Annotated in this window: 27 protein-coding genes; 18 read left to right on the top strand and 9 right to left on the bottom strand. The window is 62.3% G+C overall.

Going from position 1 to position 26218, the window contains the following annotated elements; all coding sequences use genetic code 11:
- Genes rsgA through G471_RS0114460 form a run of 3 tightly spaced genes read right to left on the bottom strand, consistent with a single transcriptional unit; the run spans position 1 to position 2428 of the window.
- Positions 1-870, bottom strand: coding sequence for a ribosome small subunit-dependent GTPase A (gene rsgA, locus G471_RS0114470; RefSeq protein ID WP_028995962.1), 870 nt, complete (start codon positions 868-870; stop codon positions 1-3).
- Positions 867-1181 (bottom strand): hypothetical protein, encoded by a 315-nt coding sequence (locus tag G471_RS0114465; RefSeq protein WP_028995961.1) that lies wholly within the window; start codon positions 1179-1181, stop codon positions 867-869. Before G471_RS0114465 ends, rsgA begins: the two co-directional genes overlap by 4 nt.
- Positions 1178-2428 carry a M48 family metallopeptidase gene (locus G471_RS0114460; protein WP_028995960.1) on the bottom strand — a complete coding sequence of 417 codons (1251 nt, stop codon included), beginning with the start codon at positions 2426-2428 and terminating at the stop codon, positions 1178-1180. Before G471_RS0114460 ends, G471_RS0114465 begins: the two co-directional genes overlap by 4 nt.
- 57 nt (positions 2429-2485) lie before the next feature.
- On the opposite strand from G471_RS0114460, the gene orn reads away from it, so the two are divergent.
- Positions 2486-3043, top strand: a complete 558-nt coding sequence (orn, locus tag G471_RS0114455) for an oligoribonuclease (protein WP_028995959.1) — start codon at positions 2486-2488, stop codon at positions 3041-3043.
- A gap of 11 nt (positions 3044-3054) precedes the next feature.
- On the opposite strand, the gene G471_RS17885 is transcribed toward orn, so the two are convergent.
- The 6 genes from G471_RS17885 to G471_RS0114425 form a co-directional block, all read right to left on the bottom strand.
- On the bottom strand, positions 3055-4677 hold the full coding sequence (locus G471_RS17885) for an ArnT family glycosyltransferase (RefSeq protein ID WP_051295511.1): 1623 nt from the start codon (positions 4675-4677) through the stop codon (positions 3055-3057).
- Positions 4678-4737: 60 nt separating this feature from the next.
- Complete coding sequence (rpmE, locus tag G471_RS0114445; RefSeq protein WP_028995958.1) at positions 4738-4962, bottom strand: 50S ribosomal protein L31; 225 nt, start codon at positions 4960-4962, stop codon at positions 4738-4740.
- A 91-nt stretch (positions 4963-5053) separates the two neighbouring features.
- On the bottom strand, positions 5054-6313 hold the full coding sequence (gene rho / locus G471_RS0114440; protein ID WP_028995957.1) for a transcription termination factor Rho: 1260 nt from the start codon (positions 6311-6313) through the stop codon (positions 5054-5056).
- Between the two features lie 158 nt (positions 6314-6471).
- On the bottom strand, positions 6472-6798 hold the full coding sequence (gene trxA / locus G471_RS0114435) for a thioredoxin TrxA (RefSeq protein ID WP_028995956.1): 327 nt from the start codon (positions 6796-6798) through the stop codon (positions 6472-6474).
- A gap of 101 nt (positions 6799-6899) precedes the next feature.
- Positions 6900-7502 (bottom strand): response regulator transcription factor, encoded by a 603-nt coding sequence (locus G471_RS0114430; RefSeq protein ID WP_028995955.1) that lies wholly within the window; start codon positions 7500-7502, stop codon positions 6900-6902.
- Positions 7499-9472 carry a PAS domain S-box protein gene (locus G471_RS0114425; RefSeq protein ID WP_028995954.1) on the bottom strand — a complete coding sequence of 658 codons (1974 nt, stop codon included), beginning with the start codon at positions 9470-9472 and terminating at the stop codon, positions 7499-7501. Before G471_RS0114425 ends, G471_RS0114430 begins: the two co-directional genes overlap by 4 nt.
- Positions 9473-9598: 126 nt before the next feature.
- Between G471_RS0114425 and G471_RS0114420 the strand changes: the two genes are divergently transcribed.
- The 17 genes from G471_RS0114420 (at position 9599) to hflC (ending at position 26212) form a co-directional block, all read left to right on the top strand.
- Positions 9599-10603 (top strand): TRAP transporter substrate-binding protein, encoded by a 1005-nt coding sequence (locus G471_RS0114420; RefSeq protein ID WP_028995953.1) that lies wholly within the window; start codon positions 9599-9601, stop codon positions 10601-10603.
- A 69-nt stretch (positions 10604-10672) separates the two neighbouring features.
- Positions 10673-11386 (top strand): TRAP transporter small permease, encoded by a 714-nt coding sequence (locus G471_RS17880; protein ID WP_051295510.1) that lies wholly within the window; start codon positions 10673-10675, stop codon positions 11384-11386.
- A gap of 3 nt (positions 11387-11389) precedes the next feature.
- Positions 11390-12673 carry a TRAP transporter large permease gene (locus G471_RS0114410; RefSeq protein WP_028995952.1) on the top strand — a complete coding sequence of 428 codons (1284 nt, stop codon included), beginning with the start codon at positions 11390-11392 and terminating at the stop codon, positions 12671-12673.
- A 110-nt stretch (positions 12674-12783) separates the two neighbouring features.
- Positions 12784-13458 (top strand): hypothetical protein, encoded by a 675-nt coding sequence (locus G471_RS0114405; RefSeq protein ID WP_028995951.1) that lies wholly within the window; start codon positions 12784-12786, stop codon positions 13456-13458.
- A gap of 72 nt (positions 13459-13530) precedes the next feature.
- Entirely contained in the window at positions 13531-13959 is a 429-nt protein-coding gene (gene ndk / locus G471_RS0114400; RefSeq protein WP_028995950.1) for a nucleoside-diphosphate kinase, read from the top strand.
- A gap of 54 nt (positions 13960-14013) precedes the next feature.
- The gene (gene rlmN, locus G471_RS0114395) at positions 14014-15105 is read left to right on the top strand and encodes a dual-specificity RNA methyltransferase RlmN (protein ID WP_028995949.1); all 1092 of its coding nucleotides are present in this window, start codon (positions 14014-14016) and stop codon (positions 15103-15105) included.
- Entirely contained in the window at positions 15102-15920 is an 819-nt protein-coding gene (gene pilW, locus G471_RS17875; protein WP_051295509.1) for a type IV pilus biogenesis/stability protein PilW, read from the top strand. Before rlmN ends, pilW begins: the two co-directional genes overlap by 4 nt.
- A complete protein-coding gene (locus G471_RS18965; RefSeq protein ID WP_028995948.1) occupies positions 15917-16801 on the top strand; it encodes a RodZ domain-containing protein in 885 nt (294 codons plus the stop codon). Before pilW ends, G471_RS18965 begins: the two co-directional genes overlap by 4 nt.
- 3 nt (positions 16802-16804) lie before the next feature.
- Positions 16805-18034 carry a flavodoxin-dependent (E)-4-hydroxy-3-methylbut-2-enyl-diphosphate synthase gene (gene ispG / locus G471_RS18960; protein WP_028995947.1) on the top strand — a complete coding sequence of 410 codons (1230 nt, stop codon included), beginning with the start codon at positions 16805-16807 and terminating at the stop codon, positions 18032-18034.
- Entirely contained in the window at positions 18031-19320 is a 1290-nt protein-coding gene (gene hisS, locus G471_RS0114375) for a histidine--tRNA ligase (protein WP_028995946.1), read from the top strand. Before ispG ends, hisS begins: the two co-directional genes overlap by 4 nt.
- A gap of 5 nt (positions 19321-19325) precedes the next feature.
- Positions 19326-19967: a YfgM family protein gene (locus G471_RS0114370; protein WP_028995945.1), complete on the top strand. Its 642-nt coding sequence runs from the start codon at positions 19326-19328 to the stop codon at positions 19965-19967.
- Positions 19964-21127 (top strand): outer membrane protein assembly factor BamB, encoded by a 1164-nt coding sequence (bamB, locus tag G471_RS0114365; RefSeq protein ID WP_081700289.1) that lies wholly within the window; start codon positions 19964-19966, stop codon positions 21125-21127. The genes G471_RS0114370 and bamB overlap by 4 nt, the downstream gene beginning before the upstream one ends.
- The gene (der, locus tag G471_RS0114360; protein ID WP_028995943.1) at positions 21124-22455 is read left to right on the top strand and encodes a ribosome biogenesis GTPase Der; all 1332 of its coding nucleotides are present in this window, start codon (positions 21124-21126) and stop codon (positions 22453-22455) included. The genes bamB and der overlap by 4 nt, the downstream gene beginning before the upstream one ends.
- Before the next feature lie 88 nt (positions 22456-22543).
- Positions 22544-22780: an RNA chaperone Hfq gene (gene hfq, locus G471_RS0114355; protein WP_011288708.1), complete on the top strand. Its 237-nt coding sequence runs from the start codon at positions 22544-22546 to the stop codon at positions 22778-22780.
- A 60-nt stretch (positions 22781-22840) separates the two neighbouring features.
- Positions 22841-23995, top strand: coding sequence for a GTPase HflX (gene hflX, locus G471_RS0114350; protein ID WP_028995942.1), 1155 nt, complete (start codon positions 22841-22843; stop codon positions 23993-23995).
- Between the two features lie 37 nt (positions 23996-24032).
- A complete protein-coding gene (hflK, locus tag G471_RS0114345; RefSeq protein WP_028995941.1) occupies positions 24033-25343 on the top strand; it encodes an FtsH protease activity modulator HflK in 1311 nt (436 codons plus the stop codon).
- On the top strand, positions 25343-26212 hold the full coding sequence (gene hflC, locus G471_RS0114340) for a protease modulator HflC (RefSeq protein WP_028995940.1): 870 nt from the start codon (positions 25343-25345) through the stop codon (positions 26210-26212). Before hflK ends, hflC begins: the two co-directional genes overlap by 1 nt.
- The last annotated feature ends 6 nt before the right edge of the window (positions 26213-26218 follow it).

Raw genomic sequence — 26218 nt, 5'->3', positions numbered from 1 at the left:
TCAGGTCGCCGGATCGAGGCCGGCCAGCCGGCGGTAGCTGGCGAAACGGCTCTTGTCCACGGTGCCGGCCTCGACGGCCGGGCGCAGCGCGCAATCCGGTTCGCGGTCGTGCCGGCAGTCGCGGAAGCGGCATTGGCCGAGGTAGGGGCGGAATTCGCGGAAGGCGTACTCGATCTCGCCCCGGCCAAGGTGGCCGAGACCGAATTCCTGGAGGCCGGGCGAGTCGATCAGGTGGCTGTCGGCGTCGAGGTGGTAGAGCGTGGCGTGGGTGGTCGTGTGCTTGCCGGAATCGAGCGCCTGCGAGATTTCCCGGGTGGCGGCGCGGGCTTCCGGGATCAGCGCATTGACCAGCGTCGATTTGCCCATGCCCGACTGGCCGACCAGCACGCTGGTCCGGCCCTGCAGGTGGGGGCGCAGGTCTTCGGCGTGGTGCAAGGCCGACAGTTCGAGCACGCGGTAGCCGAGGGCGGTAAAAACGGCGGTCTGGCGCCGGGCTTCGGCCAGGCGGTCGGTGAGGTCGCACTTGTTGAGGGCGATCAGGACTTCGATGTCCTCGCTCTCGGCGGCGATCAGGGCGCGGGTCACCAGGTCGTCGGAGAAGGCCGGTTCGCTGGCGACGACGACGACCAGCTGGTCGACGTTGGCGGCGATCAGCTTCTGGCGGATTTCGTTGGAACGGTAGAGCAGGCTGCGCCGCGGCAGGATTTTTTCGATCACGCCCTGGTCGGCCGAACTGCGGGCGAACTCGACCTCGTCGCCGCAGGCGACCTCGCTTTTCTTGCCGCGTGGAAAGCAGGGCAGGCGCGTGCCGTCCCCGGTCTCGACGATGTATTGCCGACCGTGGGCGGCGACGACCCGGCCGTGCATCATTCCTTGAAGTGGTAGTAGGTCTGGTTCAGGTAGGCAGCGACTTCGGCTTCCTCTTCCGGAAACCAGCCGGTGTTCATCTGGGCGTTGCAGGCGGCCGTCCGCTGCAGGATGTCGAGTTTGGTCGACAGCATGCGTCCTTGACGGGTGTAGATGGTGCTGCCGTCACCGCCGTACATCTTGGTGTGGCAGGCGACGCACTGGGCATCGTGCTTGGCCTGGCCGGCCTTGGCGTCGGCATTGCCCCACGGATCGGCGGCGAAGGCCGGGAAGGACAGCAGGGCGGCGGCGAGCATCGGGCTGGTCGTTTTCATGCGCTTGTCTCCTGGTGTTGCAGTCGTCCGATGCGTTGGGCGGCTGGTGGGTGGGAATCGTGGAACAGCGAGTGTAGCGGGTCCGGCGTCAGTGTCGAGGCATTGTCATCGTAAAGCTTGACCAGGGCATGCACCAGATCATCGGCCGAGGCGTGTTCGGCGGCGTAGGCATCGGCCTCGAACTCGTGCTGGCGCGAGAACTGGCTGGACAGCGGGGTCAGCGGGAACAGGAAGACCGGCACCACCAGGAAGAACAGGATCAGTGCCAGGGCGGTGCTTTGCGCCGGTACGCCGAGGCCGGCATAGAACCAGGAGGCGTCGATCAACTGACCGAGCAGCCAGAGGAAGGCGAGCGAGACCGTGAACATCAGCACGATGCGCTGGACGATGTGACGTTTGCGGAAATGGCCGAGTTCATGCGCCAGCACGGCTTCGATTTCGGCCGGGCTAAGGCGTTCGAGCAGGGTGTCGAAGAAGACGATGCGCTTGTTGTTGCCGAAACCGGTGAAGTAGGCGTTGCCATGGCTGGAGCGCTTCGAGCCGTCCATCACGAACAGGCCGCTGCTGCGGAAACCGCAACGCTTGAGCAGGGCTTCGATGCGGGTTTTCATCTCGCCGTCGGGCAAGGGCGTGAACTTGTTGAACAGCGGCGCGATCCAGGTCGGGTAGACGAACAGCACGAGCAGGTTGAAGGCGCTCCAGAACAGCCACACCCACAGCCACCAGAGGTTGCCCATCGCACTCATCAGCCACAGCACGACGGCGATCACCGGGGCGCCGATGGCCAGCCCGAGCAGCGTCTGCTTGACGAGGTCGGAGACGAACAGGGCCGGTGTCATGCGGTTGAAACCGTGGCGAGCCTCGATGACGAATTGGCTGTACAGCGACAGTGGCAGGTCGATCACGGCGGAAATCAGCATCACGCCGAGAATCATGGCCAGGCCGTAGGCAATGCCGTCCAGGTGTGCCGACCAGAATTCGTGCAGCCAGGCCAGGCCGCCGCCGAGCGTGAAGGCAAGCAGTACCGCTGCCTCGACGACGGTGGCCAGCATCGCCGCCTTGCTGCGGTCGATGGTGTAGCTGGCGGCCTTTTCGTGGGAAGCCGGCGTGATGCGTTCGGTGAATTCCGCGGGAACCCGTGTCCGGTGGGCCGCGACATGGCGGATGTGGCGCAGCTTCAGCCACAGGCGGGTGAGCACGGTCAGGCTCAGGATGCAGAGGAAGAAGAGGGTGAAATTCTCGGTCACGGGCAGATGTCGGGGAAGCTGTGAGAAAATGGCGTTTTTAAAGTTTCGGGCAATTATATGGCAGGCAATGCAAACAACCTCGTCTGGGTGGACATGGAAATGACCGGTCTGAACCCGGACGGTGACCGCATCATCGAAATGGCGTTCGTGGTGACCAATTCCGAACTCGAGATGGTCGCCGAGTCGCCTTCCTGGGTGGTGCACCAGTCCGACGAAACCCTGGCCGCCATGGACGATTGGAACCAGAAAACGCACGGACGTTCCGGTCTGATCGACAAGGTCCGCGCTTCCACGCTGGATGAGGCTGCCATCGAGGCCGAGGCTCTGGTATTCCTGCAGAAGTACTCAGGCAAGGGATATTCCCCGATGTGCGGCAATTCCATCGGTCAGGACCGCCGCTTCATGGCCCGCTACATGCCGACGCTGGAAGCCTTCTTCCACTACCGCAATCTTGATGTCAGTACCCTCAAGGAATTATGCAAGCGCTGGCAACCGGAGATTTACAAGGGCTTCAAGAAGCGTGGCCGGCACACGGCGATGGCCGACATCCACGAATCGATCGACGAACTCAAGTATTACCGCGAGCACTTCCTGATCAAGTCGTCCGGCGGTTGAGCAGTTCCCGGTCAGCGGCGGTAGAGACGGAAGCGTTCCCGTCGCTCGCCGGGACGGTTGCCCTGCCAGACCGACGTCCATTCGGGGCCGGGTGGGGCCAGTTGGTCCTCCGAGTAGGCGGCGACGATCAGCCAGTCGCAGGCCTTGCCTGCCTTGGTCGAGTGATTGACTGGCGCGAGATCGGCGAAATAGGAGAATGATCCGAGCTGGGTTGAATTCAGGTTCCGCTCTGCAAGGCAGCGCTTGTCGCGAGGCAGCTTCGCCGCAATGGCTTCGGCCACCGGGCGGTAGCTTTTGCCGTAGTCGAACCAGGGCAGTATCAGTGCGGTGGTCATCAACCACCAGGTCGTGAAGCCCATCGTCCAGTGCACGAGACTGCGGTAGGGGGAGCGAGGTACCCGCAGCATGAGCCAGATCCACCACAGGCTTGCGGCCAGACCGACCAGCAGCCCGATCAGGTCAAGTTCGCCGGAAAACCCCGGGCGGAGTTTGACGATTCTGTCGGCCAAGGTCTGGGGGACGCCCATCGTCATGCCTGCCCAGGCCACCCACACCAGCAAGGCAAGAAAGCTGAACAGGCTCAAGGCAAACCAGTCGAATGCGTTGGCTGCTCCCCGGCGCAGGCTGAGTGCGCCGGGGGTGGCGAGCAGGGCCAGCGAAGGAAGCAGCAGCAGGCTGCTGATCGCGTTCGGACGATAAGCCCAGACCAGGAGCAGCAGCGTGATCAGCAGGAAGCTCAGTGGTAGCAACAGGCTTTGCGTTTGCCAGTCTTTGCGTCGCGACCAGAGCGTCCAGGCGGCAAGCGGCAATACCGGAAAGGCGAACCAGGGTAGCAGTGCGAGGTACTTGCCCAGTCCAAGCGCCGTTAACGGTGTTTTCAGCGGGGCGAGTTCGGCCACTAGCCAGGCATTGAAGCGTGCAGGCTGCAGCAAGCTCAAAGCCAGTGGCCAGGGTAGCGCCAGCACGATACCGATGCCCAGGCCGATCAGCAGGGTGTGCGCGGCCTTGCGGCGATCCGGCGACAGCCACCAGGCCAGCGGTGCGATGGCGAGTAGTGGCAAGGTTGGCGCGATGCCAGCGCCGAGCAGGCAGGCGGCCAGGGCCAGGCCGTAGAAAATGCCGGTCAGGCGGGGTTTGCGCCCAATCGTGGCGAGCGCGCCGAGGCCGCCGGCGTAGGCCGCCAGCGCGATCAGCATGGGTTGCGCATCGTGGGCGTGGAACAGCAGGCCGACACAGCCAGCCAGCAGCAGCGGGCTGGCGGCAGCGCTGTCAGTGCCGTAGAGTTCCCGGCCGGCGTAGTATAGCCCGGTCAGCGCCAGTGCGATCCAGATGCCGCTGGCCAGGCGCATTGCTTCGTGAGCCGGCAGGGCCCAGTCGAAGAGCAGGCCGGTGAGGGCCGCGCTCCAGTAAAACAGCGGCGGTTCGTGGAAGGGGCGGCCGGCCAGCGAGGGGGCCAGCCAGTCGCCGGTCGACAACATCTGCCAGGCCGTGCCGATATGGATCGCGTCTTCACCCTTCCACGGGTCGCGGCCGAACAGGCCGGCCAGGACGTAGAAGGCAAGCATGCCGGCGAGCGCCCAGCCGGCAGGAGGCAGGCGAATGCCGCGACGGATCAGGGAGAGGTGCTCAGACATGGGTTGCGCAAATGAAAAAGGCAGCCCATGGGCTGCCCTTTCTGGCGAAATTCAAACCGATCAGGCAGCGGCCTTGCCGCGCATGGCGCCGAACTTCTGGTTGAACTTTTCAACGCGACCGGCGGTGTCGACGATTTTCTGCTTGCCGGTGTAGAACGGGTGGCAGGCAGAGCAGACTTCGATGTGGAAGTCGTTCTTCGGCATCGTGGACTTGGTGGTGAAGACGTTGCCGCAAGAGCAGGTCACTTGCACGTCGTGGTAATTCGGGTGAATGTCGGCTTTCATTTCATATCCTTTAAACGAGCGACCGGCGGTATTGGCCGATCTGGGAAGCGCGAGATTATCGTTGAATAATCACGCGCTTGCAATAGTTTTTTCAGCCGCGACGCATGGCGTCGAAGAATTCGGCATTGCCCTTGGTAGACTTGACCTTGTCGAGCAGGAATTCCATCGCTTCGAGGTCGTCCATCGGGTAGCAGAGCTTGCGCAGGACCCACATCTTCTGCAGCACGTCCGGCTTGAGCAGCAGCTCCTCGCGGCGGGTGCCGGAGCGGTTGACGTTGACTGCCGGATACATGCGCTTCTCGGCCATGCGGCGGTCGAGGTGGATTTCCGAGTTGCCGGTGCCCTTGAATTCTTCGTAGATGACTTCGTCCATGCGCGAGCCGGTGTCGATCAGCGCGGTGGCCAGGATGGTCAGCGAGCCGCCTTCCTCGATGTTGCGCGCGGCACCGAAGAAGCGCTTCGGCTTCTGCAGGGCGTTGGCGTCGACACCGCCGGTCAGCACCTTGCCGGAGGCCGGCTGGACGGTGTTGTAGGCGCGGGCAAGGCGGGTGATCGAGTCGAGCAGGATGACCACATCCTTCTTGTGCTCGACCAGGCGCTTGGCCTTTTCGATGACCATTTCGGCGACCGCGACGTGGCGCGAGGCCGGTTCGTCGAAGGTCGAGGCGACCACTTCGCCCTTGACCGTACGGGTCATTTCGGTGACTTCTTCCGGGCGTTCGTCGATCAGCAGGACGATCAGCACGACATCCGGGTGATTGGCGGTGATCGCGTGGGCGATGTTCTGCAGCATCACGGTCTTGCCGGTCTTCGGCGGGGCGACCAGCAGGCCGCGCTGACCGCAGCCGATCGGGGCGATCATGTCGATGACGCGGCTGGTGATGTTTTCCTCGGACTTGATCTCGCGTTCGAGTTTGAGGTGACGCGTCGGATGCAGCGGCGTCAGGTTCTCGAACATGATCTTGTTCTTGTTGGCTTCCGGCGGGAAGCCGTTGATCGATTGCAGCTTGGTCAGGGCGACGTAGCGTTCGCCGTCCTTGGGGGTACGGATTTCGCCTTCGACCGTGTCGCCGGTGCGCAGGTTGAAACGGCGGACCTGCGACGGGGAGACGTAAATATCGTCCGGGTTGGACAGGTAGGAGGTGTCCGACGAGCGGAGGAAGCCGTAGCCGTCCGGCAGCACTTCCAGTGTGCCGTCACCGTAGATGGTGTCGCCGTTCTTCGCCTTGGCCTTGAGGATGGCGTAGATCAACTCCATCTTGCGCATGCGGTTGGCGTTCTCGATGGCGAGTTCGGTCGCCATGTCCAGCAGTTTGCTGACGTGTAAGGTCTTGAGTTCTGAAAGTTGCATTGGGAGTGTGTGTGGCGCCGGAATGTAAGCGCGGGCGACAGCCCGATGATCGGGGCGCAGGAGCTAGAGGGCTTGGGAGGGAAGAGACGCCGGGGCGCGTGGCCGTTTGCGTCAGCCTGAAGGTGCGCGTGCACCTTCAGGGCGGGAGACTACGGAGATTACAGCGTGCTGTCAATAAAGGCAGCGAGTTGCGACTTGGACAGGGCGCCAACCTTGGTGGCTTCGACGTTGCCGTTCTTGAAGATCATCAGCGTCGGGATGCCGCGGATGCCGAATTTGGCCGGCGTCTGCTGGTTTTCATCGATGTTGACCTTGGCGACTTTCAGCTTGCCGGCGTATTCGGCGGCAATTTCGTCGAGGATCGGGGCGATCATCTTGCAGGGACCACACCATTCTGCCCAGTAGTCGACGAGCACGGGTTGCTGCGCTTGCAGCACCTCGGCTTCGAAGGTGTCGTCGGTGACGTAGTGGATGTGCTCGCTCATGTGTGCCTCGTGGTTTCAGGGGTCTGTATACGTTTGGAATGGGGCGTTCAGCCCGATAAGTGTTTTGTGATGCTAGCGAAAAAAGCCCGGCATGGGAAGCGTCAGCGCCCTGTTTTGAACAGATTGGCCAGCTCGACGGCCGTCTTGACCTGCATCTTGTCGAACAGGTTGGCGCGATGCACTTCGACGGTGCGCATGCTGATGTTCAGTTCGTCGGCGATGACCTTGTTGTATTTTCCGGCGAGTACCAGCTCCATGATCTGCCGTTCGCGGGTGGTCAACCGCGATACCCGGGCATTGACCGAATCCTGGGTGGCGCTTTCGGCCCGCTGGCGGGTGTCGAGCGCCATGGCTTCTTCGACCCGGCTGGCCAGCTCATTGTCGTTCAGCGGTTTTTCGAAAAAATCGAAGGCGCCGCGCTTGAGTGTGGCCACGGCCAGTGGCACGTCACCGTGGCCGGTCAGGAAGATGACCGGCAGCGTTGAGCCGCGCTCGAGCAGCGCGTCGAAACAGTCGAGTCCGCTCATCCCGGACATGCGCATGTCGAGAACCACGCAACCGCTGGTGGCCGGCGTCCATGCGGCCAGGAAATCCTCGGCTGATGCGTAAACGGCAAACGGCAGTCCGCGGGATTTGAGCAGCCAGCTCAGTGCGTCGCGGATGGCTTCGTCGTCGTCGACCAGATGGGCACGGGGCGTGTTCATGCGCTTTCCAGGGGCAGGGTGAAGATGAATATCGTACCGTTTCCGGTCGGCGAGTCGGCGTTCTTTTCCGCCCACAGGCGGCCGCGATGAAACTCGATGATCGAACGACAGATCGACAGACCGACACCCATGCCTTCCTGCTTGGTGGTGAAGAAGGCGGTATACAGTTTATCCTCGATTTCCGGGGCAATCCCGCAGCCATGGTCGGCGACGCTGACGCGGACCTCGTTGTCGTCCGCCTGTACGTTCAGCCGGATCAAGCGATGGGCCGTTGGTGTTTCGTTCATCGCATCCATGGCGTTGCGTACCAGGTTGAGCAGGACCTGCTCGAGCATCAGTCGGTCGGCCGGCAATAGCGGCAGGTCGGGGATTCCGGCTTCAATGCGGATCTGTCGCTTGCGCGCTTCCGGTTCGACGAAGCCCAGGCAGTCATCGATGACTTCGCCGAGGGCGCAGGGGGCACGCTTGGGCTCGCTCTTGCGCACGAAATCATGAACCCGGCGGATGATCTTGCCGGCACGCTGGGCCTGGACGCCGATTTTCTCCAGCGCCGGTTTGAGTTCGGCGCAGGAGAGATTTTCGCTGTTCAGCAGGTTGAGGCAGCCGGTGTTGTAGCTGGCGATTGCGGCCAGCGGCTGGTTCAGTTCGTGGGCCAGGGTCGAGGCCATCTCACCCAGGGTCACCAGGCGGGCGGTGAATTGCAGTTGCTCCTGCTGCTGGCGGGCCAGCTCTTCGGCGTTCTTGCGCTCGGTGATGTCGAGGACCGATGCCATCCAGCCGGTATGCTGGCCGTTGCCGTCGATCAGCTTGGCTTCGTAGACCAGCGCCTGGAAGCGCTCGCCGTTCTTGCGCATGAAAGTGATCTCGAAGCCGTCGCTGGGGGCTTCGCCGGCCATGACTGCGCGGTGCATGGCTTCGGTGTTTTCCAGGTGTTCGGGCGCCCAGTAGGGCATTGGTGGTTCGTGGCCGACCAGTTCGTCGGGCGCGAAACCGGTCATCTTGCAGAACGCCGGGTTGACGTAGATGACCCGTCCCTTGAGGTCGCGGGCGCGCATGCCGACCGTCAGCGAGTCTTCCATGGCGGCCCGGAAAGCATGCTCGGCGCGCAAGGCTTCCTCGGCCCGGGTGCTCTTGTGCATCAGGTCGCGGACCAGCCACAGGCTCCAGAAGACCCCGCCGGCGAGCAGCAGGATGGAAATCGTCAGCAATCGCTGCAAGGCGTTCTGATCGCTGGGGTAGTTGCTGATCTTCAGCCGCAGGCCGTGGCCGGGTGGATCAAAAGGAATCTGGTAGCTGTCGGCGTTGGTGCCCTCAAGATGGGTTTTGGTGGCGTAGAGCATGTCGTTGTCGTCGACGATTTCCAGCTTGTATTTCTCGGTGAACCACCAGGGCACCTGATTGGTCAGCAGGTCGTTGAGCGGGTAGGTGGCCAGCAGCATGCCGGTCAGGTGCGATTCGTCGTAGATCGGCACCAGCAGGTCGATCAGGCTTTCTCTTGCAGCAGAGAAGTAAGGCTCACTGTAGGCGGGTTTGCCCAGTCGTTTGGCGACGTCGAAGGCACGGATACGGCGTCCGGGGTTAGGTTCGTTGGTGATCTCGTGGCCGGGCAGGGAAATCAGCGCACGGCCTTGTGGGTCCAGCCAGCTGATCCGGGATATTTCCGGACTGTTTTTCAACAGATGTGTCGAGCGGACGCGGAACAGGCGTTCACGTTCCTGGGGGTCGTTCATGTCCACGGCCAGTTGCTGTAGCAGGTCGCGGTTGCCTTCGAGGTGAAAGCGCAGGTTCTGTTCCAGCCACAGGACATCCTTGATCAGGATGTTGCGCTGTTCTTCACGCTCCGAATGCTGGAGCAGCCAGAGCAGGGCAAACAGGGCGGCCATCAGCAAGACGATGCCGAGTTTTGGCAGGGCCAGCAGCCAGGGCAGATGGCGTTTTTCGGCTAGGGTCGGGGCGCTTGGTGAGTCCATGGTGCGATGTTAACCCGGCGGGTCGAATGTGGATATCCACAATACGCAGGTGTTGCCCGTTTCGTAATACTTTCATCCAGTCGCAATTCGATTCTCGCGACCAACAAATCTTTGGAGGAGATATCCATGAAAGTTTCCAAGCTTCTCGTCGGCCTGTTCGCCTGTGCCGTTTCGCTCGGCGCCTACGCACAACAGCCGATCGTGATCAAGTTCAGCCACGTCGTTGCCAATGACACGCCCAAGGGCAAGGCCGCTGACTTCTTCGCCCAGAAGGCCGCAGAGCTGACCAAGGGCAAGGTCAAGGTCGAGGTTTATGCCAACTCGACGCTGTACAAGGACAAGGAAGAAATGGAAGCGCTGCAGCTCGGCGCCGTCCATATGCTGGCCCCGTCGCTGGCCAAGTTCGGCCCGCTCGGCGTGCGTGATTTCGAAGTCTTCGACCTGCCGTTCATGTTCGACAGCTACGCCGACCTGCACAAGGTCACCACCGGTCCGGTTGGCAAGAGCCTGCTGGCCAAGCTGGAGCCCAAGGGCATCAGCGGCCTGGCTTTCTGGGACAATGGCTTCAAGTCCTTCTCGGCCAACACCCCGATCCGTACCCCGGCTGACCTGCGTGGCAAGAAGCTGCGTATCCAGTCGTCGAAGGTGCTCGAAGAGCAGGTTCGTGCCCTGAATGCCCTGCCGCAGGTGATGGCTTTCTCCGAGGTTTATCAGGCCCTGCAGACCGGCGTGGTTGATGGTACCGAGAACCCGATTTCCAACCTGTACACCCAGAAGATGCACGAAGTCCAGAAGCATCTGACGCTGACCGAACACGGTTACCTCGGCTACGCCGTGATCGTGAACAAGAAGTTCTGGGACGGTCTGCCGGCGGATATCCGCAAGCAGCTTGACGATGCCATGGAACAGGCAACCCGTTACGCCAACCAGATCGCCAAGGTCGAGAACGACACTTCGCTGGACAATGTCCGCAAGAGCGGCAAGACCCAGGTGCATACGCCGACCGCTGCCGAGCGTGCCGAGTTCAAGAAGGCCCTGGTGCCGGTGCACAAGAAGATGGAAAGCCGTATCGGCAAGGAAACGATCGACGCGGTCTACAAGGCTACCGGCTTCAATCCGAACAAGCTGTAATCGTTTCAGTCCTCTGGGCGCCCGCTGTTGCCAATGGTGGCGGCGGGCGTTTTTGCAAGGAGAGGGGTCATGGGAAAACTCATCGATTTTCTTGAAGAATTCATCATCGGCTCGCTGATGGCGGTAGCCACCGTGGTGATCTTCATTTCCGTGGTGCATCGCTACGGTACCGGGTTTGATATCCCGGTTGTTCAGGACTGGCTGCTGTCCATCGATATGGGCTGGGCGCAGGAGTTCTGCATCATTCTTTTCGTGTGGATGGCGAAATTCGGCGCCGCTTACGGTGTGCGTACCGGCATCCACGTCGGGGTCGATCTGCTGATCAACCAGTTGTCGGAGAAGCCGCGGCGCAGCATGATCCTGCTCGGTCTGGCCTGCGGCATCCTGTTTACCGGCGTGATCGGCCTGTTTGGTGCCTATTTTGTCTGGGAAAACGGCATGGCTTACGTCACGCTGAGCAATTTTGGCCTGGACACCGGGCATTTCTTCGAGGGACCGGTCACGCCTGATCTCGAATGGCCGACCTGGATCGTTTATTCGGCGATTCCGCTGGGTTCCTTCCTGATGTGCTTCCGCTTCGTCCAGGTGATGATCAAGTTCGCCAACACCGGTGAATTGCCGACGCACGACCATGGTCACGTCGAGGGTCTGGAAGAGGGCGAGGTACTGCAGGTTGGCGAGGCCATCGCCATCGCCGAGCAGCGCGAGCATGCGCATGCCGGTCTGAGCGACCGCGAGTGGGAGAAACAGCATCCCGCCGCCGACAAGAAAGAGGAGAAGTAAGCCATGAGCGCAGTCATCATTTTTGGCATCCTTCTCACCCTGATGGTGATCGGCATGCCGGTCGGCGTGGCGCTGGGTCTTACTGTGCTCGGTTTCATGTTCGCCTTTACCGATACCCCGATCGCCTCGGTGGCCCTGAAGATGTTCACCGGCATCGAGAAGTTCGAGATCATGGCGATCCCGTTCTTCATCCTGGCCGGCAACTTCCTGACCCATGGCGGCGTCGCCCGGCGCATGATCAACTTTGCCACCTCGATGGTCGGTCACCTGACCGGCGGTCTCGGCATGTCGGCGGTGCTCGCCTGTGCGCTGTTCGCTGCGGTGTCCGGTTCGTCGCCGGCAACCGTGGTGGCAATCGGTTCGATCCTGATTCCGGCCATGGTCAAGCAGGGCTTTCCGCTGCGCTTCGGTGCCGGTGTCGTCGCTTCGGCCGGCGGTCTGGGTATCCTGATCCCGCCCTCCATCGTCATGGTGATGTACGCGGTGACGACCAACTCGTCGGTCGGCGCGCTGTTCATGGCCGGCGTCGTTCCGGGCCTGCTGCTGGCCTTGGCGCTCGGTGCGACGACCTGGTGGCAGGCACGCAAGGGCGGTTATCCGCGCTTGCCGAAGGCGAGCTGGGGCACCCGCTTCAAGGCCTTCCGTGAAGCCTTCTGGGGGTTGATGCTGATCGTCGTGGTCATGGGCGGGATCTACTCCGGCATGTTCACGCCGACCGAAGCGGCGGCCATGTCGGCGGTCTACGCCTTCTTGATCGCGGTGTTCGTGTACAAGGATCTGACCTTCAAGCAGATTCCCAAGGTGCTGCTCGATTCGGCCAACATGAGCTCGATGCTGCTGTTCATCATTGCCAGCGCCATCCTGTTCTCGTTCATCCTGACCTCCGAGCAGATTCCGCAGGGCATCGCCGACTGGATCATCCATCTCGGCCTCGGTCCGGTGGGCTTCCTGGTCATCGTCAACATCCTGCTGCTGATCGCCGGTAACTTCATGGAGCCGTCGTCGATCATCCTGATCCTGGCGCCGATCCTGTTCCCGGTTGCTGTGGCCCTGGGTATCGATCCGATCCACTTCGGCATCATCATCACGGTGAACATGGAAATCGGCATGATCACGCCGCCGGTCGGTCTCAACCTGTTCGTTGCCAGTGGCATCACCCGCGCCGGCATGAGCGAAATGACCAAGGCCGTGCTGCCGTGGTTGTACACGATGCTGGTCTTCCTGATCTTCATCACCTACATCCCGGATATCTCGCTCTGGCTGCCGCGTACGCTCGGCATGATGTAGCAATCCGCTGATCGAACCAGGCCGCGCTTCTCCGGAAGCGCGGCCTTTTTCATTTCGTGCTCTCCAGCCTGTGGCACAATCGCTGCCTTGAATTGAAAGCCTGACTGCTCATGAAATTTGCCCTGTCCATGGTGGCGCTGGTCCTGGCCGCGCTGATCGTTCCTTTCCTGATCCCGGGTACCGGCAAGCAAGAGGGTTTTGATCCGAATGCCAACCTGCCCTGGCAGATCGAAGTTGATGGCCAGGGCGGTGCCCGTGTCTTCGGCGTGAGTCCGGGCTTGCAGACGCTGGGTGAAGTCCGCGCCATCCTCGGCGGAGAGCCGGAAGTGGCGATCATTGCGGCGCCCAATGAAATTGGTTCGCTGGAGGCTTACTACACCCAGTTGCCGCTGGGTTTCGTGCTGGCCAGGGTGATCCTGGTCGTCGATGTTGCGCCCGAAGCCATCATCGCCATGCGTGAACGTGCCCTGAAGGCCGAGCACATGGAAAGTACGACGCGCAAGATCCGCCTGCATCCGGACGACCTTGCCGCTGCCGATGCCATGCGGGTGAAGGCGATCAGCGTGATTCCGACGGTCAATCTCGACGAGGCAACCATCGTTCAGCGTTTTGGCGAGCCCGCCGAGCGTCTGCCGGTGTCCGACAAGCGCGTTCATCTGCTCTACCCGGACAAAGGCCTTGATGTCGTGGTCGACGCCGATGGCAAGGAGCTGCTGCAGTATGTGGCGCCGCGCGATTTCGCGCTGCTGCGCGAACCCTTGCTGAAGGCAGCCGAGGTTCAGTGAGGCGGTCAAGACCTCGGCTTATCTGCTAAAATTCCCCGTTTTTCAACCGACTAGCTTTTTCGGAGCAAATTCATGGCTATCGAGCGCACCCTTTCCATCATCAAACCCGACGCCGTCAAGAAGAACGTCATCGGCCAGATCTACTCCCGTTTCGAAGGCGCCGGCCTGAAGGTCATCGCTGCCCGCATGACCTGGCTGTCCGAGCAGGAAGCCGGCCAGTTCTACGCCGTGCACAAGGATCGTCCCTTCTTCAAGGATCTGGTCTCGTTCATGACCTCCGGTCCGGTCATGATCCAGGCCCTGGAAGGCGAGAACGCCATCGCCAAGAACCGTGAGCTGATGGGCGCCACCGACCCGAAGAAGGCCGACAAGGGCACCATCCGCGCCGATTTCGCCGAGTCGATCGACGCCAATGCCGTGCATGGTTCCGACGCCCCGGAAACCGCTGCCGTGGAAGTTGCTTTCTTCTTCCCGGGCATGAACACCTACGCAGGTCGTTAATTTTGCCTGTCGTCGGGCTCGCCGTTTCGGTGGGTTCGACGCCTCGGGATGCTGATGCAGAATCTTCTTGATTTCGATGCCGACGGACTGACCGCCTGGTTTGCCGAGCAGGGCGAAAAGCCCTTCCGGGCTCGCCAGGTGCTGCGCTGGATGCATCGTTCCGGGGTGGCGGATTTCGATGCCATGACCGACATCGCCAAGAGTCTTCGCGAGAAGCTAAAGGCGCGGGCGGTCGTGGCGCCGCCGACGGTGGTGTCCGACAAGCTGTCGGACGACGGGACGCGCAAGTTCCTGATCGATGTCGGCAACGGCAATGCGGTCGAGACGGTGTTCATCCCCGAGGATGAGCGCGGTACCCTGTGCATTTCCACGCAGGCCGGTTGCGCGCTTGATTGCGCCTTCTGTTCGACCGGCAAGCAAGGTTTCAACCGCAACCTGACGGTGGCGGAAATCATCGGCCAGCTCTGGCTGGCCAACAAGGCGCTGGGCGCCGTTCATGGCGACGAGCGGGTGATCTCCAATGTCGTCATGATGGGCATGGGCGAGCCGCTCGCCAATTACGACAACACCATCAAGGCCCTGCGCCTGATGCTCGACGACAACGCCTACGGTTTGTCGCGGCGTCGGGTCACGGTGTCGACTTCGGGGCTGGTGCCGACCATCGACCGGCTGCGCGAGGATTGCCCGGTGGCGCTGGCGGTGTCGCTGCATGCGCCGAACGACGCGCTGCGCGATCAGCTGGTGCCGATCAACCAGAAATACCCGCTCAAGGAACTGATGGCTGCCTGCCGGCGCTACCTGGAAAAGGCGCCGCGCGACTTCATCACCTTCGAATACACGATGATGGCCGGGGTCAACGACAGCGACGCGCATGCCCGCGAACTGCTGGCGCTGGTCCGCGACGTGCCGTGCAAGTTCAACCTGATTCCCTTCAATCCTTTCCCCGGGTCACCGTTCCGCCGCTCTCCCGCGGATCGTGTCCGCCGCTTCGGTGAAATCCTGTTGCAGGCCGGTATCGTCACCACCACGCGCAAGACGCGCGGCGACGACATCGACGCGGCCTGTGGTCAATTGGCCGGACAGGTCAAGGATAAAACCCGGCGGACGGCCGGGACGACGATTCCCATTCAGGAGTTGAGAACATGATGCGCTGTTTCCGGCAGTTCCGGTGGCTCTCTTTCCTTGTCTTGTTTGGCGCGGCCGCTCAGGCCGCGGCTCAGTTCGATGTTCCCCCGTCGGCGCAGCAATTCGGTGGTGCTGGCGATACGACCATCTCGGTATCTGATCCGCGCAGTCGGGCGAGAATACATACCGAACTCGGTGCGCTATATTTCCAGGCGGGCACGCCGGCGGTTGCGCTGGAGCATCTGTCCATGGCGCTGCAAATTGATCCGCGTTTCCATCAGGCGAACAGCGTGCGCGGACTGGTCTATGCATCCTTGCGCGAATTTGCCAAGGCAGAAGCGGATTTTGCCCGTGCCCTCTCGCTGGCGCCGAACGATCCGGAAATCAATAACAACTATGGCTGGTTCCTCTGTGACACCGGCAAGCCGAGCCAATCCCTTCAGTATTTTGATCGTGCTCTGCGTGATCCCCTGTATGAAACGCCGGATCGTGCCTACACCAATGCGGGTTCCTGTCTGCTCAAGGCTGGCGACCTGGATCAGGCGCAAACCTACCTGTTGCAGGCAGTGCGTGTCTCGCGCAATGGGGCTGTTCAGGCGCGTGTCGGGTTGGCCACCATTTTTTTCAAGCGCGGCAATCTCCAGGAGTCCAGGTTGTATCTGAACGATGCGCTGCGCATGATGGAGCCGCCGACCGCCGAGGCTTTGTGGCTGGGGGTCAGGCTGGAGCGCAAGTCGGGCGATCAACGGGCGGAAAGCGGTTTTGCTTCGCAGTTGCGCAGCCGTTATCCGACGTCGGTGCAATACCAGGAATTCCTCAAGGGTGATTTTGAATGAGCGATCAAATCGACAACGCCGAAGCCACCGAAGTCCCGGACCAGGAAGTCGTACCCGAGGCCTTGCCGTCCGTCGGTACAGTGCTGCGCAACGCGCGCGAAAGCCGCTCGCTGCCGGTCGCTGATATTGCCCAGGCGTTGAAACTGGGGCAACGGCAGGTTGAGGCGCTCGAGCGCGACGATTGGTCGGTTCTGCCCGGTACCACCTTCATCCGGGGGTTCGTGCGTAATTATGCCCGGCTGGTCGATATCGACCCGGCGCCTCTGATGGATCGTCTTGAAGGTCAGCTGGAAAAGCCAGTCGATACCCTGGCGGTTCCTGCCGCTGCCCCTCCCAGGATCAGCAATGCCTCGAAGTCGCGTGACGGGCTGGTCGTCGGCATCGGCGGTTTGCTGTTGATCCTGGCGGCGCTCGCCTATTTCCTGCTGCCGAACGATCTGACCGAATTGCGCGATGCCTGGCAGGGCTTGCTCGGCGGGGCCGAGGTTCCGGTTGAGACAGCGCCGCCTCCAGCGGCAACGGCCCAGGAGGTTCTGTTTCCACCCGATGCCACGGCACAGCAATTGATCGCGCCGCAGGCTGCGCCGAGCGAAGGCGTGGCCCAGCCGCCTGCAGTCAACGCGCCGTCCGAAGCCGCTGTGGTCACCTCGCAATTGCGTTTCGTGCTCAGCCAGGCCTCCTGGCTGGAGGTGCGGGATCGTGACGACAACATCATCTTTTCGCAGCGCCTGATCGCTGGTTCCGATCAGGCCGTCGACGGTCGGGGCCCGCTGTCGGTGACGATCGGCTATGCGCCTGGCGTCAAGCTTCTCCACCGGGGCCAGGTCGTCAACCTTGAGCCGCATACCCGTGGCGATGTTGCCCGTCTGGTGCTGGAGTAAACCTTGAGCGCAATCAGCAAGCGTCCGACCCGCGCGACCGCCATCGCCCACGTCCGCCTTGGCGGTAACGCACCGGTGGTCGTCCAGTCGATGACCAATACCGATACCGCCGATTATCTGGCTACGGCCATCCAGTGCGCCGAGCTGGCGCGGGCCGGCTCCGAATTGGTCCGGATCACCGTCAATTCGATGGAAGCGGCGGCGGCCGTACCGAAGATCCGCGATCATCTCGACAAGATGAACTGCAACGTGCCGCTGATCGGCGACTTTCATTACAACGGTCATCGTCTGCTGACCGAGCACCCAGCCTGCGCCGAGGCGCTGGCCAAGTACCGGATCAATCCCGGCAACGTCGGCTTCGGCAAGAAGAAAGACGAGCAGTTCGCGCAGATGGTCGAACTCGCCTGCCGCTACGACAAGCCGGTGCGCATCGGCGTGAACTGGGGCAGCCTCGACCAGGAATTGCTGGCGCGGATCATGGACGAGAACAGCAAGCGTACCGAGCCACTCGATGCGACCGAGATGATGCGCCACGCGATGGTGACCTCGGCGCTGGAATCGGCGGCGAAGGCCGAGGAAGTCGGCCTGGCCGGCGAGAAGATCATCCTCTCGTGCAAGGTGTCGAGCGTCCAGGACCTGATCGCCATCTACCGCGAACTGGCGCGGCGCGCCGATTACGCGCTGCATCTGGGCCTGACCGAGGCCGGCATGGGCTCCAAGGGCATCGTCGCGTCGACCGCCGCGCTGTCCGTGCTCCTGCAGGAAGGCATCGGCGACACCATCCGCGTCTCGCTGACGCCGGAACCGGGCGGTTCGCGCAGCCAGGAAGTCATCGTCGCCCAGGAAATCCTGCAGACCATGGGCCTGCGCGCGTTCACGCCGATGGTCGCGGCCTGTCCCGGCTGCGGGCGGACGACCTCGACCTTCTTCCAGGAACTGGCCGGCGAGGTGCAGGACTTCGTGCGCGCCCGCATGCCGGAATGGAAGCTGCGTTACGACGGCGCCGAGAACATGACGCTGGCCGTCATGGGTTGCATCGTCAATGGTCCGGGCGAATCGAAGCACGCCAACATCGGCATCTCGCTGCCGGGCACCGGCGAAGCGCCGTCGGCGCCGGTCTACGAGGACGGCGAGAAGACCGTGACCCTGAAGGGCGACAACATCGCCAACGAATTCAAGGACATCATCGAGCGCTACGTCCAGCGCACCTACAAGAAGAAACTGCAAGCATGAGTCAGACTTTGCAAGCCGTGCGCGGGATGAACGACATCCTGCCGGAAGAAGCGGCATTCTGGGAACTGTTCGAGGACACCGTCCGCACCTGGCTGAAAGGCTATGGTTACAAGCCGATCCGCATGCCCATCGTCGAACCGACGCCGCTGTTCAAGCGCGCCATCGGCGAGGTCACCGACATCGTCGAGAAGGAAATGTATTCCTTCGTCGACGCTCTCAACGGCGAAGCGCTGACGCTGCGCCCGGAAGGCACCGCCGGCTGCGTACGCGCCGTCATCGAGCACAACCTGGCGGCGCGGCAGACGCAGCGCCTCTACTACATCGGCCAGATGTTCCGCCACGAGCGGCCGCAGAAGGGGCGTTACCGGCAGTTTCACCAGGTCGGTGTCGAGACTTTCGGCATTGCCGGGCCGGATATCGATGCCGAATTGATCCTGATGGGCGCCCGCCTGTGGGCCGACCTCGGCCTCGACGGCATCGAACTGCAGATCAACAGCCTCGGCCAGCCGAGCGAGCGCGCCGAACATCGCGCCGCGCTGATCGCCTACCTGGAACAGCACGTCGAGGTGCTCGACGAGGACGCCAGGCGTCGTCTGTACACCAACCCGCTGCGCATCCTCGACACCAAGAACCCGGCGCTGCAGGACATCTGCGCGGCGGCGCCGAAGCTGATCGACTTCCTCGGCGCCGAATCGCTGGCGCATTTCGAGGGCGTGCAACAGGTGCTGCGCGACGCTGGCCAGCCGTTCACGATCAACCCGCGCCTGGTGCGCGGTCTCGATTACTACAACCTGACCGTTTTCGAATGGGTCACCGACAAGCTCGGTGCCCAGGGTACGGTCTGCGCTGGCGGGCGCTACGACGGCCTGGTCGAGCAGCTCGGCGGCAAGCCGACGGCGGCCTGCGGCTTTGCCATGGGCGTCGAACGGCTGATCGCCTTGATCAAGGATTCCGGCGGCGCGCCGGCCGAGCCGGCGCCCGACGTCTATGTCGTGCACCAGGGCGAGGCCGCCGGCCGACTGGCTTTCCGCGTCGCCGAAGGGCTGCGCGACCAGGGGCTGGACGTGCTGCTGCACTGCGGCGGTGGCTCCTTCAAGTCGCAGATGAAGAAGGCCGACGGCAGCGGCGCTGCTTTCGCGGTGATCATCGGCGACGACGAAGCGGCGACCGGCGAGGCTCAACTGAAGGCGCTGCGCGAAGAAGGCGTGGCGCAGCGTAAACTGAAGGTCGATGAACTGGCGGAAGCCATCATCGACCACATGATTGATTCGGACGAAGAGGAATAAACAGCATGGCGCATTACGACCTCGAAGAACAGGAACAGATCGACACGCTGAAGACCTGGTGGAAGATGTACGGCAACCTGGTCACTTCCCTGCTGACCGCTGCCGCTCTGGCGGCTGCCGGCTGGCAGGGCTGGAACTGGTATCAGAACAACGAGACGGCCAAGGCGGCGACGGTGTTTGCCGCACTCGAACAGGCGGTTGAACAGGGCGATGCTCAGCGTATCAAGGCGACGGCCGGCGAACTGACGGCAAAATTCGGGCGTAGCGGTTACGCGTCGCTCGGTGCCTTGCTGGCCGCCCGACAGTCCTTTGATGCGGGCGACCTGAAGACAGCCAAGGCCCAGCTGACCTGGGTGACCGATAACGCCAAGGATGAATTGCGCGATATCGCCCGTTTGCGCCTGGCCGCCGTGCTGCTCGACGAGCAGGCTTACGACGAGGCCCTGAAGGCACTCGAGGCGACTTCGGCGGCGGCCTTCCAGGCCCGTTTCCAGGAACTCCGCGGTGACATTCTGGTGGCCCAGGGTAAACCGGCAGATGCGCGCACGGCCTACCAGGCGGCGCTCGACCAGGCGGCAGCCAAGGCCGGAAGCCCAGCGCGCGAATTGCTGCAGCAGAAGCTCGACAGCCTTGGCGGTGCAGCATGAGTCGCCGCCTGATGCCGCTGGCCATCGCTGGCGCCTTCTTGCTGGGAGGGTGTTCGACGCTGAACAACGCCGTTGACTCGATCAATCCCTTCTCTTCCAGTGCGCCGAAGATGTCGCCGCTGCCGGCTTTGTCAGCCGATACGCAAACGGTGCGCAGCGTCTGGTCGCAGGGCGTGGGCAAGGCGGGCGGTGCGATGTTCTCGCCGGCTGTCGTTGGTGATGCAGTATTCGTCGCCGATCAGAAGGGCGGGGTCTACCGCATCGAAGCCGGCCGTATCGTCTGGAAGGTTGATGCCGGGCAAGCCCTGTCGGCTGGTGTCGGTGCTGATATCCACATGGTCGTCGTCGGTACCGCCAAGGGCGGCGTCTTGGCGTTCGACGCAGAAACCGGCAAGGCCCTGTGGCAGTCGCAGGTCAGCAGCGAAGTGCTGGCGGCCCCGGCGGTAAGCGGCGAGGGCGTGGCCGTGCGTAGCGGCGACAACCGCATTTTCCTGCTTGATGCACGCGATGGCGCGCGCAAGTGGATGTACGAGCGGCCGATGCCGGCACTCTCGGTGCGCAGCGTGGGCGCGCCGGTTTTCGCCGATCGTTACGTGTTTGCCGGTTTTCCCGGTGGCAAGCTGATGGCCTTGTCGCTGGCCAATGGCGCGCCGGTCTGGGAGGGCGCCGTGGCGCAACCCAAGGGCACGACCGAACTCGACCGTGTGGCCGATATCGTGTCGCCGCCGGCCATCGATGGCACCCAGATCTGTGCCGTGGCCTTCCAGGGCAAGGTCGCCTGCTTCGACATGGCGCAGGGTGGCAGCATGATCTGGTCGCGCGATCTGTCCTCGGCGCGCGGTCTGGTGCTGGACGGTCGTTATCTGTTCGTCACTGACGACGACGGTGTGGTCTATGGCCTGGATCGTCTGAGCGGCAGCAGCCTGTGGAAGCAGGACAAGCTGCGCCGCCGCAATGTGACGGCGCCGGCTGTGCGCGGCAACGTCGTTGCCGTTGGCGACGTCGAAGGCTATGTCCATTTCCTGTCCCGCGAGGAAGGGGCCTTTGTCGGTCGCTTCAAGACCGACGGCAGCGCCGTACGGGTCCCGCCCCAGTTGCTGGGCAACAGTTTCCTGACCCAGTCATCCGGTGGCGATGTCAGGGCAATCGAGATTCAATGAAACCTACTATCGTTCTGGTCGGTCGGCCCAATGTCGGCAAATCCACGCTGTTCAACCGCCTGACCAAGTCCCGCGATGCCATCGTTGCCGATATTCCGGGCCTGACCCGCGATCGTCACTACGGTCATGGCAAGCTGGGCAAGAAACCTTTCCTGGTTGTCGATACCGGTGGCTTCGAGCCGCTGGTCAAGGAAGGCATCCTGCATGAAATGGCGCGTCAGACCGAGCAGGCGATTGCCGAAGCCGACGCGGTCATTTTCGTGGTCGACGGTCGCACCGGCCTGACGCCGCACGACAAGGAAATCGCCAACAAGCTGCGCCGGCTGGAGCGCCCCGTCTTTGTTGCGGTCAACAAGGCCGAAGGCCTGAACAGCGGCATGGTCGAGGCTGATTTCCACGAACTCGGCCTGGGCGAACCGAACGCCATTTCCGCCGCGCATGGCGAAGGCGTACGCGGGCTGATCGAGATGGCGCTGGAGAGCTTCCCCGAGCCGGAAGACGACGAGTGGCACTCCGATGCCATCCGGGTGGCCATCGTCGGTCGTCCGAACGTCGGTAAATCCACGCTGATCAATACCCTGCTGGGCGAGGAGCGGGTCATCGCCTTCGACGCGCCCGGTACGACTCGCGACTCGATCGAGATCGACTTCGAGCGCAACGGGCGCAAATACGTACTCGTCGACACGGCCGGCATGCGCAAGCGCGGCAAGGTTTTCGAGACCATCGAGAAATTCTCGGTGATCAAGACCCTGCAGTCGATCGAGGATGCCAACGTGGTCATCCTGATGGTCGACGCCCGTGCCGACATTTCCGACCAGGACGCGCACATCGCCGATTTCATCGTCCAGTCCGGGCGGGCACTGGTTGTTGCCGTCAATAAATGGGATGGCCTCGATTCCTACGTCCGCGAACAGACCCGGCAGATCCTGCAGCGCAAGCTGAAATTCCTCGATTTCGCCAAGTTCCATTTCATTTCGGCGCTGGAAAACGTCGGTCTGGTCAATCTGTTCAAGTCGGTCGATGCCGCCTACGGCGCGGCCATGACCAAGCTGTCCACGCCGCGCCTGACGCGGGTGCTGGCCGATGCCATCGCCCGTCAGGCACCGCCCAAGCACGGCCTGTTCCGGCCGAAGCCGCGCTATGCCCACCAGGGCGGGTCGAACCCGCCGATCATCGTGGTGCACGGCAACGCCGTGGATCAGATTGCCGACAGTTATCGCCGTTATCTGGAACACACCTTCCGTGAGGCATTCCACCTTCAGGGGACACCGCTGCGCATCCAGTTCGTCGCGGGCAAGAATCCCTTTGCCGACAAGGAGCGTCGCTGAGTCACAAATTAACCACAAAATTTCCAACACCATTCTTCTAATTTGGGTACATTAGGACCCTCATAACAACACACATGGAGTCCACACCATGAGCAATAAAGGGCAACTCTTACAAGACCCCTTCCTTAATGCCCTGCGCCGCGAGCATGTTCCCGTTTCCATCTATCTGGTGAACGGCATCAAGTTGCAAGGTCAGGTCGAGTCTTTCGACCAGTATGTCGTTCTGCTCAAGAACACCGTGACCCAGATGGTCTACAAGCACGCCATTTCCACGGTCGTGCCGGCCCGTCCGGTCAATCTTCAGCAAGAGCAGGCCGCAGAATAAGACGCTTCATCCCGCCGTCCTGCGCCTGCAGGACGGTATTTTCTCCCGCAGGATTTTTCCATGCATGAGCGCCCCGCTTCCGGCGAGCGCGCCGTTATCGTGCAACTGGATTTCGGGCAGGTCGATGTTGAGGACCAGCTTGAAGAGCTCCGTCTGCTGACTGAATCGGCCGGCGGCCTGGTTGTTGCGGAAGTGCGTGGTCGGCGTCACAGTCCCGATCCCCGGACCTTTGCCGGTAAAGGCAAGGTTGATGAAGTGGCGGCCATGATTGCGGCGGCCGATGCCCAGCTGGTCATCTTCAATCACGCCCTGTCCCCTGTTCAGCAACGCAACCTCGAACAATCGCTGAAGTGCCGGGTCGTCGATCGCAACAGCCTGATCCTCGACATCTTCGCCCTGCGTGCAGCCAGTGCCGAGGGCAAGCTGCAGGTCGAACTGGCGCAGCTCGAACATCTGGCCACCCGTCTGGTACGTGGCTGGACCCACCTCGAACGGCAGCGGGGCGGGATCGGCATGCGCGGTCCGGGCGAAACCCAGCTCGAAACCGACCGGCGCTTGCTCGGCAACCGCGTCAAGTTGCTCAAGGAGCGGCTGGGCAAGTTGTCGCGTCAACGCGGCGTGCAGCGCAAGGCCAGGCGGCGCGGCGATGTGCTCAATGTCTCGCTGGTCGGCTACACCAATGCCGGCAAGTCTACCCTGTTCAATACCCTGACCCACGCCGGCGTTTATGCGGCCGACCAGTTGTTCGCCACGCTGGATACCACGTCGCGCAAGTTGTGGATCGAGCAGGCCGGCAATATCGTCATTTCCGACACCGTCGGCTTCATCCGCGATCTGCCGCACTCGCTGGTCGATGCCTTCCACGCGACGCTGGAAGCAGCGGTCGACGCCGACCTGCTGCTGCACGTCGTCGATAGCGCCAGTCACGCCCGCGACGAGCAGATGGCCGAAGTGGGCCGTGTCCTCGAGGAGATCGGTGCGCGCGATGTGCCGCAACTGATCGTCTGGAACAAGATCGACCTGACCGAGGCCTCGGCCGGGGTCGATCGTGACGAATATGGTAATATCTCCCGCGTTCGCATCAGTTCGCGCACCGGTGACGGTATGGAACTATTACGCCAGGCTCTGGCCGAACACGCCCGTGCCAAAGCCGAATCGCGCCGCAAGGCGCTCGACGAGGCAGCACGTCTGGCACAATCCGATTTCTCCTATTGACTCCCCGAGACCCATGATTCCTACCCTAGGTATTCTCATGTCGATCAACGACCCGCAGTGGGGCAATCGCGGTAGCGACGACAAGCCGAACGGCAATGGCCCGCGCCGCCCCAACGATGGACCGCCCGACCTCGAAGAACTGTGGCGGGATTTCAACCGCAAATTGTCCGGCATGATGGGCAAGAAGGGCGGCGGCGGTGGCAACAATGGCGGCGACGGTCCGCGCATGCCGCCGGTTGACTTCAATCCCAAATTCCTTAGCGGCGGCCTCGGCCTGCTGGTCGGCCTGATCGCCATCGTCTGGCTGGCTTCCGGCTTCTATATCGTCGATGCCTCGCAGCGCGGCGTCGTGCTCCAGTTCGGCAAACTGACCGAAACCACCGAGCCCGGTCTGCGCTGGCGTCTGCCGTATCCGATCCAGTCGCACGAACTGGTCAATCTGACCGGCGTGCGTACTGTCGAGATCGGCTACCGCGGCAGCGAACGCAACAAGGTGCTCAAGGAAGCCCTGATGCTGACCGACGATGAAAACATCGTGAACATCCAGTTTGCGGTCCAGTACATCCTCAAGGATCCGGTCGAATTCCTGTTCAACAACCGTCATCCGGAAGAAGCCGTGATCGGCGCTGCGGAAACCGCCGTGCGTGAAATCGTCGGCAAGAGCAAGATGGACTTCGTGCTCTACGAAGGTCGCGAGCAGATCGCCAGCGACGCTTCCCGCCTGATGCAGGACATCCTTGATCGCTACAACGCCGGCATCCTGATTTCCAAGGTCACGATGCAGAACGCCCAGCCGCCCGAGCAGGTGCAGGCGGCGTTTGACGATGCGGTCAAGGCCGGGCAGGACCGCGAACGTCAGAAGAACGAAGGCCAGGCCTACGCCAACGACGTGATTCCCCGAGCCCGCGGTACCGCCGCCCGTCTGATGGAAGAAGCGCAGGGTTACCGCGAACGCGTGATCTCCACCGCTCAGGGTGATGCATCGCGCTTCCGCCAGATCCAGACCGAGTACGCCAAGGCGCCGGAAGTCACGCGTCAGCGCATGTACCTGGAAACCATGCAGCAGATTTACGCCAACACCACCAAGGTCATGGTCGATGCCAAGGGCCAGGGCAACCTGCTCTACCTGCCGCTCGACAAGCTGATGGGGGCTGCCAGCGGCGCCGCCGCGGCCCCGCAGGGCATGATCGACGGTGGCGGCTCGGCTGCTGCGGCGACCCGCCAGTCCTCGGCCTTTTCCGGCGGCGTTCCGCCGCAATCCGAAAGTTTCCCCGCCGTTGGTGGTAACCCCTTGAATGCCAATACGCGTGCCGGTTCGCTGGGTACGCGTGAACGGGAGGCTCGCTGATGAGTTCGCGTCTCAATGTGCTGGGCGGCATCGTCGCCCTGATCCTGGTTGTCCTGTCGATGTCGGTGTTTACCGTCGATCAGCGACAGTACGCGCTGGTTTTCCAGCTCGGTGAAGTCAAACGGGCGATTACCGAACCCGGCCTGAATTTCAAGATTCCGATGATCCAGAACGTGCGTTTCTTCGATCGTCGCATCCTGACGCTGGACAGCGCCGATCCCGAGCGTTTCATCACCTCGGAAAAGAAGAACGTGCTGGTTGATTCCTACATCAAGTGGCGCATCGTCGATCCCAATCTGTACTACATCTCGGTCGGTGGCGACGAAACCCGGGCGCGTACCCGCCTTAGCCAGACGGTCAACGCCGGTCTGCGCGAGGAGTTCGGCAAGCGTTTGGTCAATGACGTCATTTCCGGCGAGCGTGACAAGATCATGAACCAGATGCGTGAAAAGGCCGACATCGACGCCCGCCGCATCGGCGTGCAGATCGTCGACGTCCGCCTGAAGCGCGTCGAACTGCCGGACGAAGTCAGTGGCGCGGTGTATAGCCGGATGGAAGCCGAGCGCAAGCGGGTGGCCAACGAGCTGCGTTCCGAAGGTGCGGCCGAGGCGGAAAAGATCCGCGCCGATGCCGATCGTCAGCGCGAAGTGATCATCGCCGAAGCCTACCGCGAAGCCCAGAAGGTCAAGGGTGAGGGCGATGCCAAGGCCGCGGCGACCTACGCCGAGGCCTTTGGCAAGAGTCCCGAGTTCTACGCCTTCTATCGCAGTCTTGAGGCCTACCGCAACAGCTTTGCCAACAAGAGCGACGTGCTGGTCGTCGAACCTAATTCCGATTTCTTCAAGTACATGAAGAATATCGGTCGCTGATCGTCG

It is taken from the genome of Azonexus hydrophilus DSM 23864, from assembly GCF_000429605.1.
Lineage (GTDB): Bacteria > Pseudomonadota > Gammaproteobacteria > Burkholderiales > Rhodocyclaceae > Azonexus > Azonexus hydrophilus.
This window is presented reverse-complemented; position numbering and strand designations above follow the sequence as displayed.

Excerpts from the sequence above, each read along its gene's own strand:
- hisS (WP_028995946.1), top strand. The coding sequence starts at position 18,031 with ATGAGTCAGACTTTGCAAGCCGTGCGCGGGATGAACGACATCCTGCCG.
- hfq (WP_011288708.1), top strand. The coding sequence starts at position 22,544 with ATGAGCAATAAAGGGCAACTCTTACAAGACCCCTTCCTTAATGCCCTG.
- orn (WP_028995959.1), top strand. The coding sequence starts at position 2,486 with ATGGCAGGCAATGCAAACAACCTCGTCTGGGTGGACATGGAAATGACC.
- rho (WP_028995957.1), bottom strand. The coding sequence starts at position 6,313 with ATGCAACTTTCAGAACTCAAGACCTTACACGTCAGCAAACTGCTGGAC.
- ndk (WP_028995950.1), top strand. The coding sequence starts at position 13,531 with ATGGCTATCGAGCGCACCCTTTCCATCATCAAACCCGACGCCGTCAAG.
- trxA (WP_028995956.1), bottom strand. The coding sequence starts at position 6,798 with ATGAGCGAGCACATCCACTACGTCACCGACGACACCTTCGAAGCCGAG.
- rsgA (WP_028995962.1), bottom strand. The coding sequence starts at position 870 with ATGATGCACGGCCGGGTCGTCGCCGCCCACGGTCGGCAATACATCGTC.
- G471_RS0114465 (WP_028995961.1), bottom strand. The coding sequence starts at position 1,181 with ATGAAAACGACCAGCCCGATGCTCGCCGCCGCCCTGCTGTCCTTCCCG.
- der (WP_028995943.1), top strand. The coding sequence starts at position 21,124 with ATGAAACCTACTATCGTTCTGGTCGGTCGGCCCAATGTCGGCAAATCC.
- rlmN (WP_028995949.1), top strand. The coding sequence starts at position 14,014 with ATGCAGAATCTTCTTGATTTCGATGCCGACGGACTGACCGCCTGGTTT.
- rpmE (WP_028995958.1), bottom strand. The coding sequence starts at position 4,962 with ATGAAAGCCGACATTCACCCGAATTACCACGACGTGCAAGTGACCTGC.
- G471_RS0114425 (WP_028995954.1), bottom strand. The coding sequence starts at position 9,472 with ATGGACTCACCAAGCGCCCCGACCCTAGCCGAAAAACGCCATCTGCCC.
- pilW (WP_051295509.1), top strand. The coding sequence starts at position 15,102 with ATGATGCGCTGTTTCCGGCAGTTCCGGTGGCTCTCTTTCCTTGTCTTG.
- G471_RS18965 (WP_028995948.1), top strand. The coding sequence starts at position 15,917 with ATGAGCGATCAAATCGACAACGCCGAAGCCACCGAAGTCCCGGACCAG.
- hflK (WP_028995941.1), top strand. The coding sequence starts at position 24,033 with ATGTCGATCAACGACCCGCAGTGGGGCAATCGCGGTAGCGACGACAAG.
- G471_RS0114410 (WP_028995952.1), top strand. The coding sequence starts at position 11,390 with ATGAGCGCAGTCATCATTTTTGGCATCCTTCTCACCCTGATGGTGATC.
- G471_RS0114370 (WP_028995945.1), top strand. The coding sequence starts at position 19,326 with ATGGCGCATTACGACCTCGAAGAACAGGAACAGATCGACACGCTGAAG.
- G471_RS17880 (WP_051295510.1), top strand. The coding sequence starts at position 10,673 with ATGGGAAAACTCATCGATTTTCTTGAAGAATTCATCATCGGCTCGCTG.
- G471_RS17885 (WP_051295511.1), bottom strand. The coding sequence starts at position 4,677 with ATGTCTGAGCACCTCTCCCTGATCCGTCGCGGCATTCGCCTGCCTCCT.
- G471_RS0114405 (WP_028995951.1), top strand. The coding sequence starts at position 12,784 with ATGAAATTTGCCCTGTCCATGGTGGCGCTGGTCCTGGCCGCGCTGATC.
- hflX (WP_028995942.1), top strand. The coding sequence starts at position 22,841 with ATGCATGAGCGCCCCGCTTCCGGCGAGCGCGCCGTTATCGTGCAACTG.
- bamB (WP_081700289.1), top strand. The coding sequence starts at position 19,964 with ATGAGTCGCCGCCTGATGCCGCTGGCCATCGCTGGCGCCTTCTTGCTG.
- G471_RS0114430 (WP_028995955.1), bottom strand. The coding sequence starts at position 7,502 with ATGAACACGCCCCGTGCCCATCTGGTCGACGACGACGAAGCCATCCGC.
- hflC (WP_028995940.1), top strand. The coding sequence starts at position 25,343 with ATGAGTTCGCGTCTCAATGTGCTGGGCGGCATCGTCGCCCTGATCCTG.
- G471_RS0114420 (WP_028995953.1), top strand. The coding sequence starts at position 9,599 with ATGAAAGTTTCCAAGCTTCTCGTCGGCCTGTTCGCCTGTGCCGTTTCG.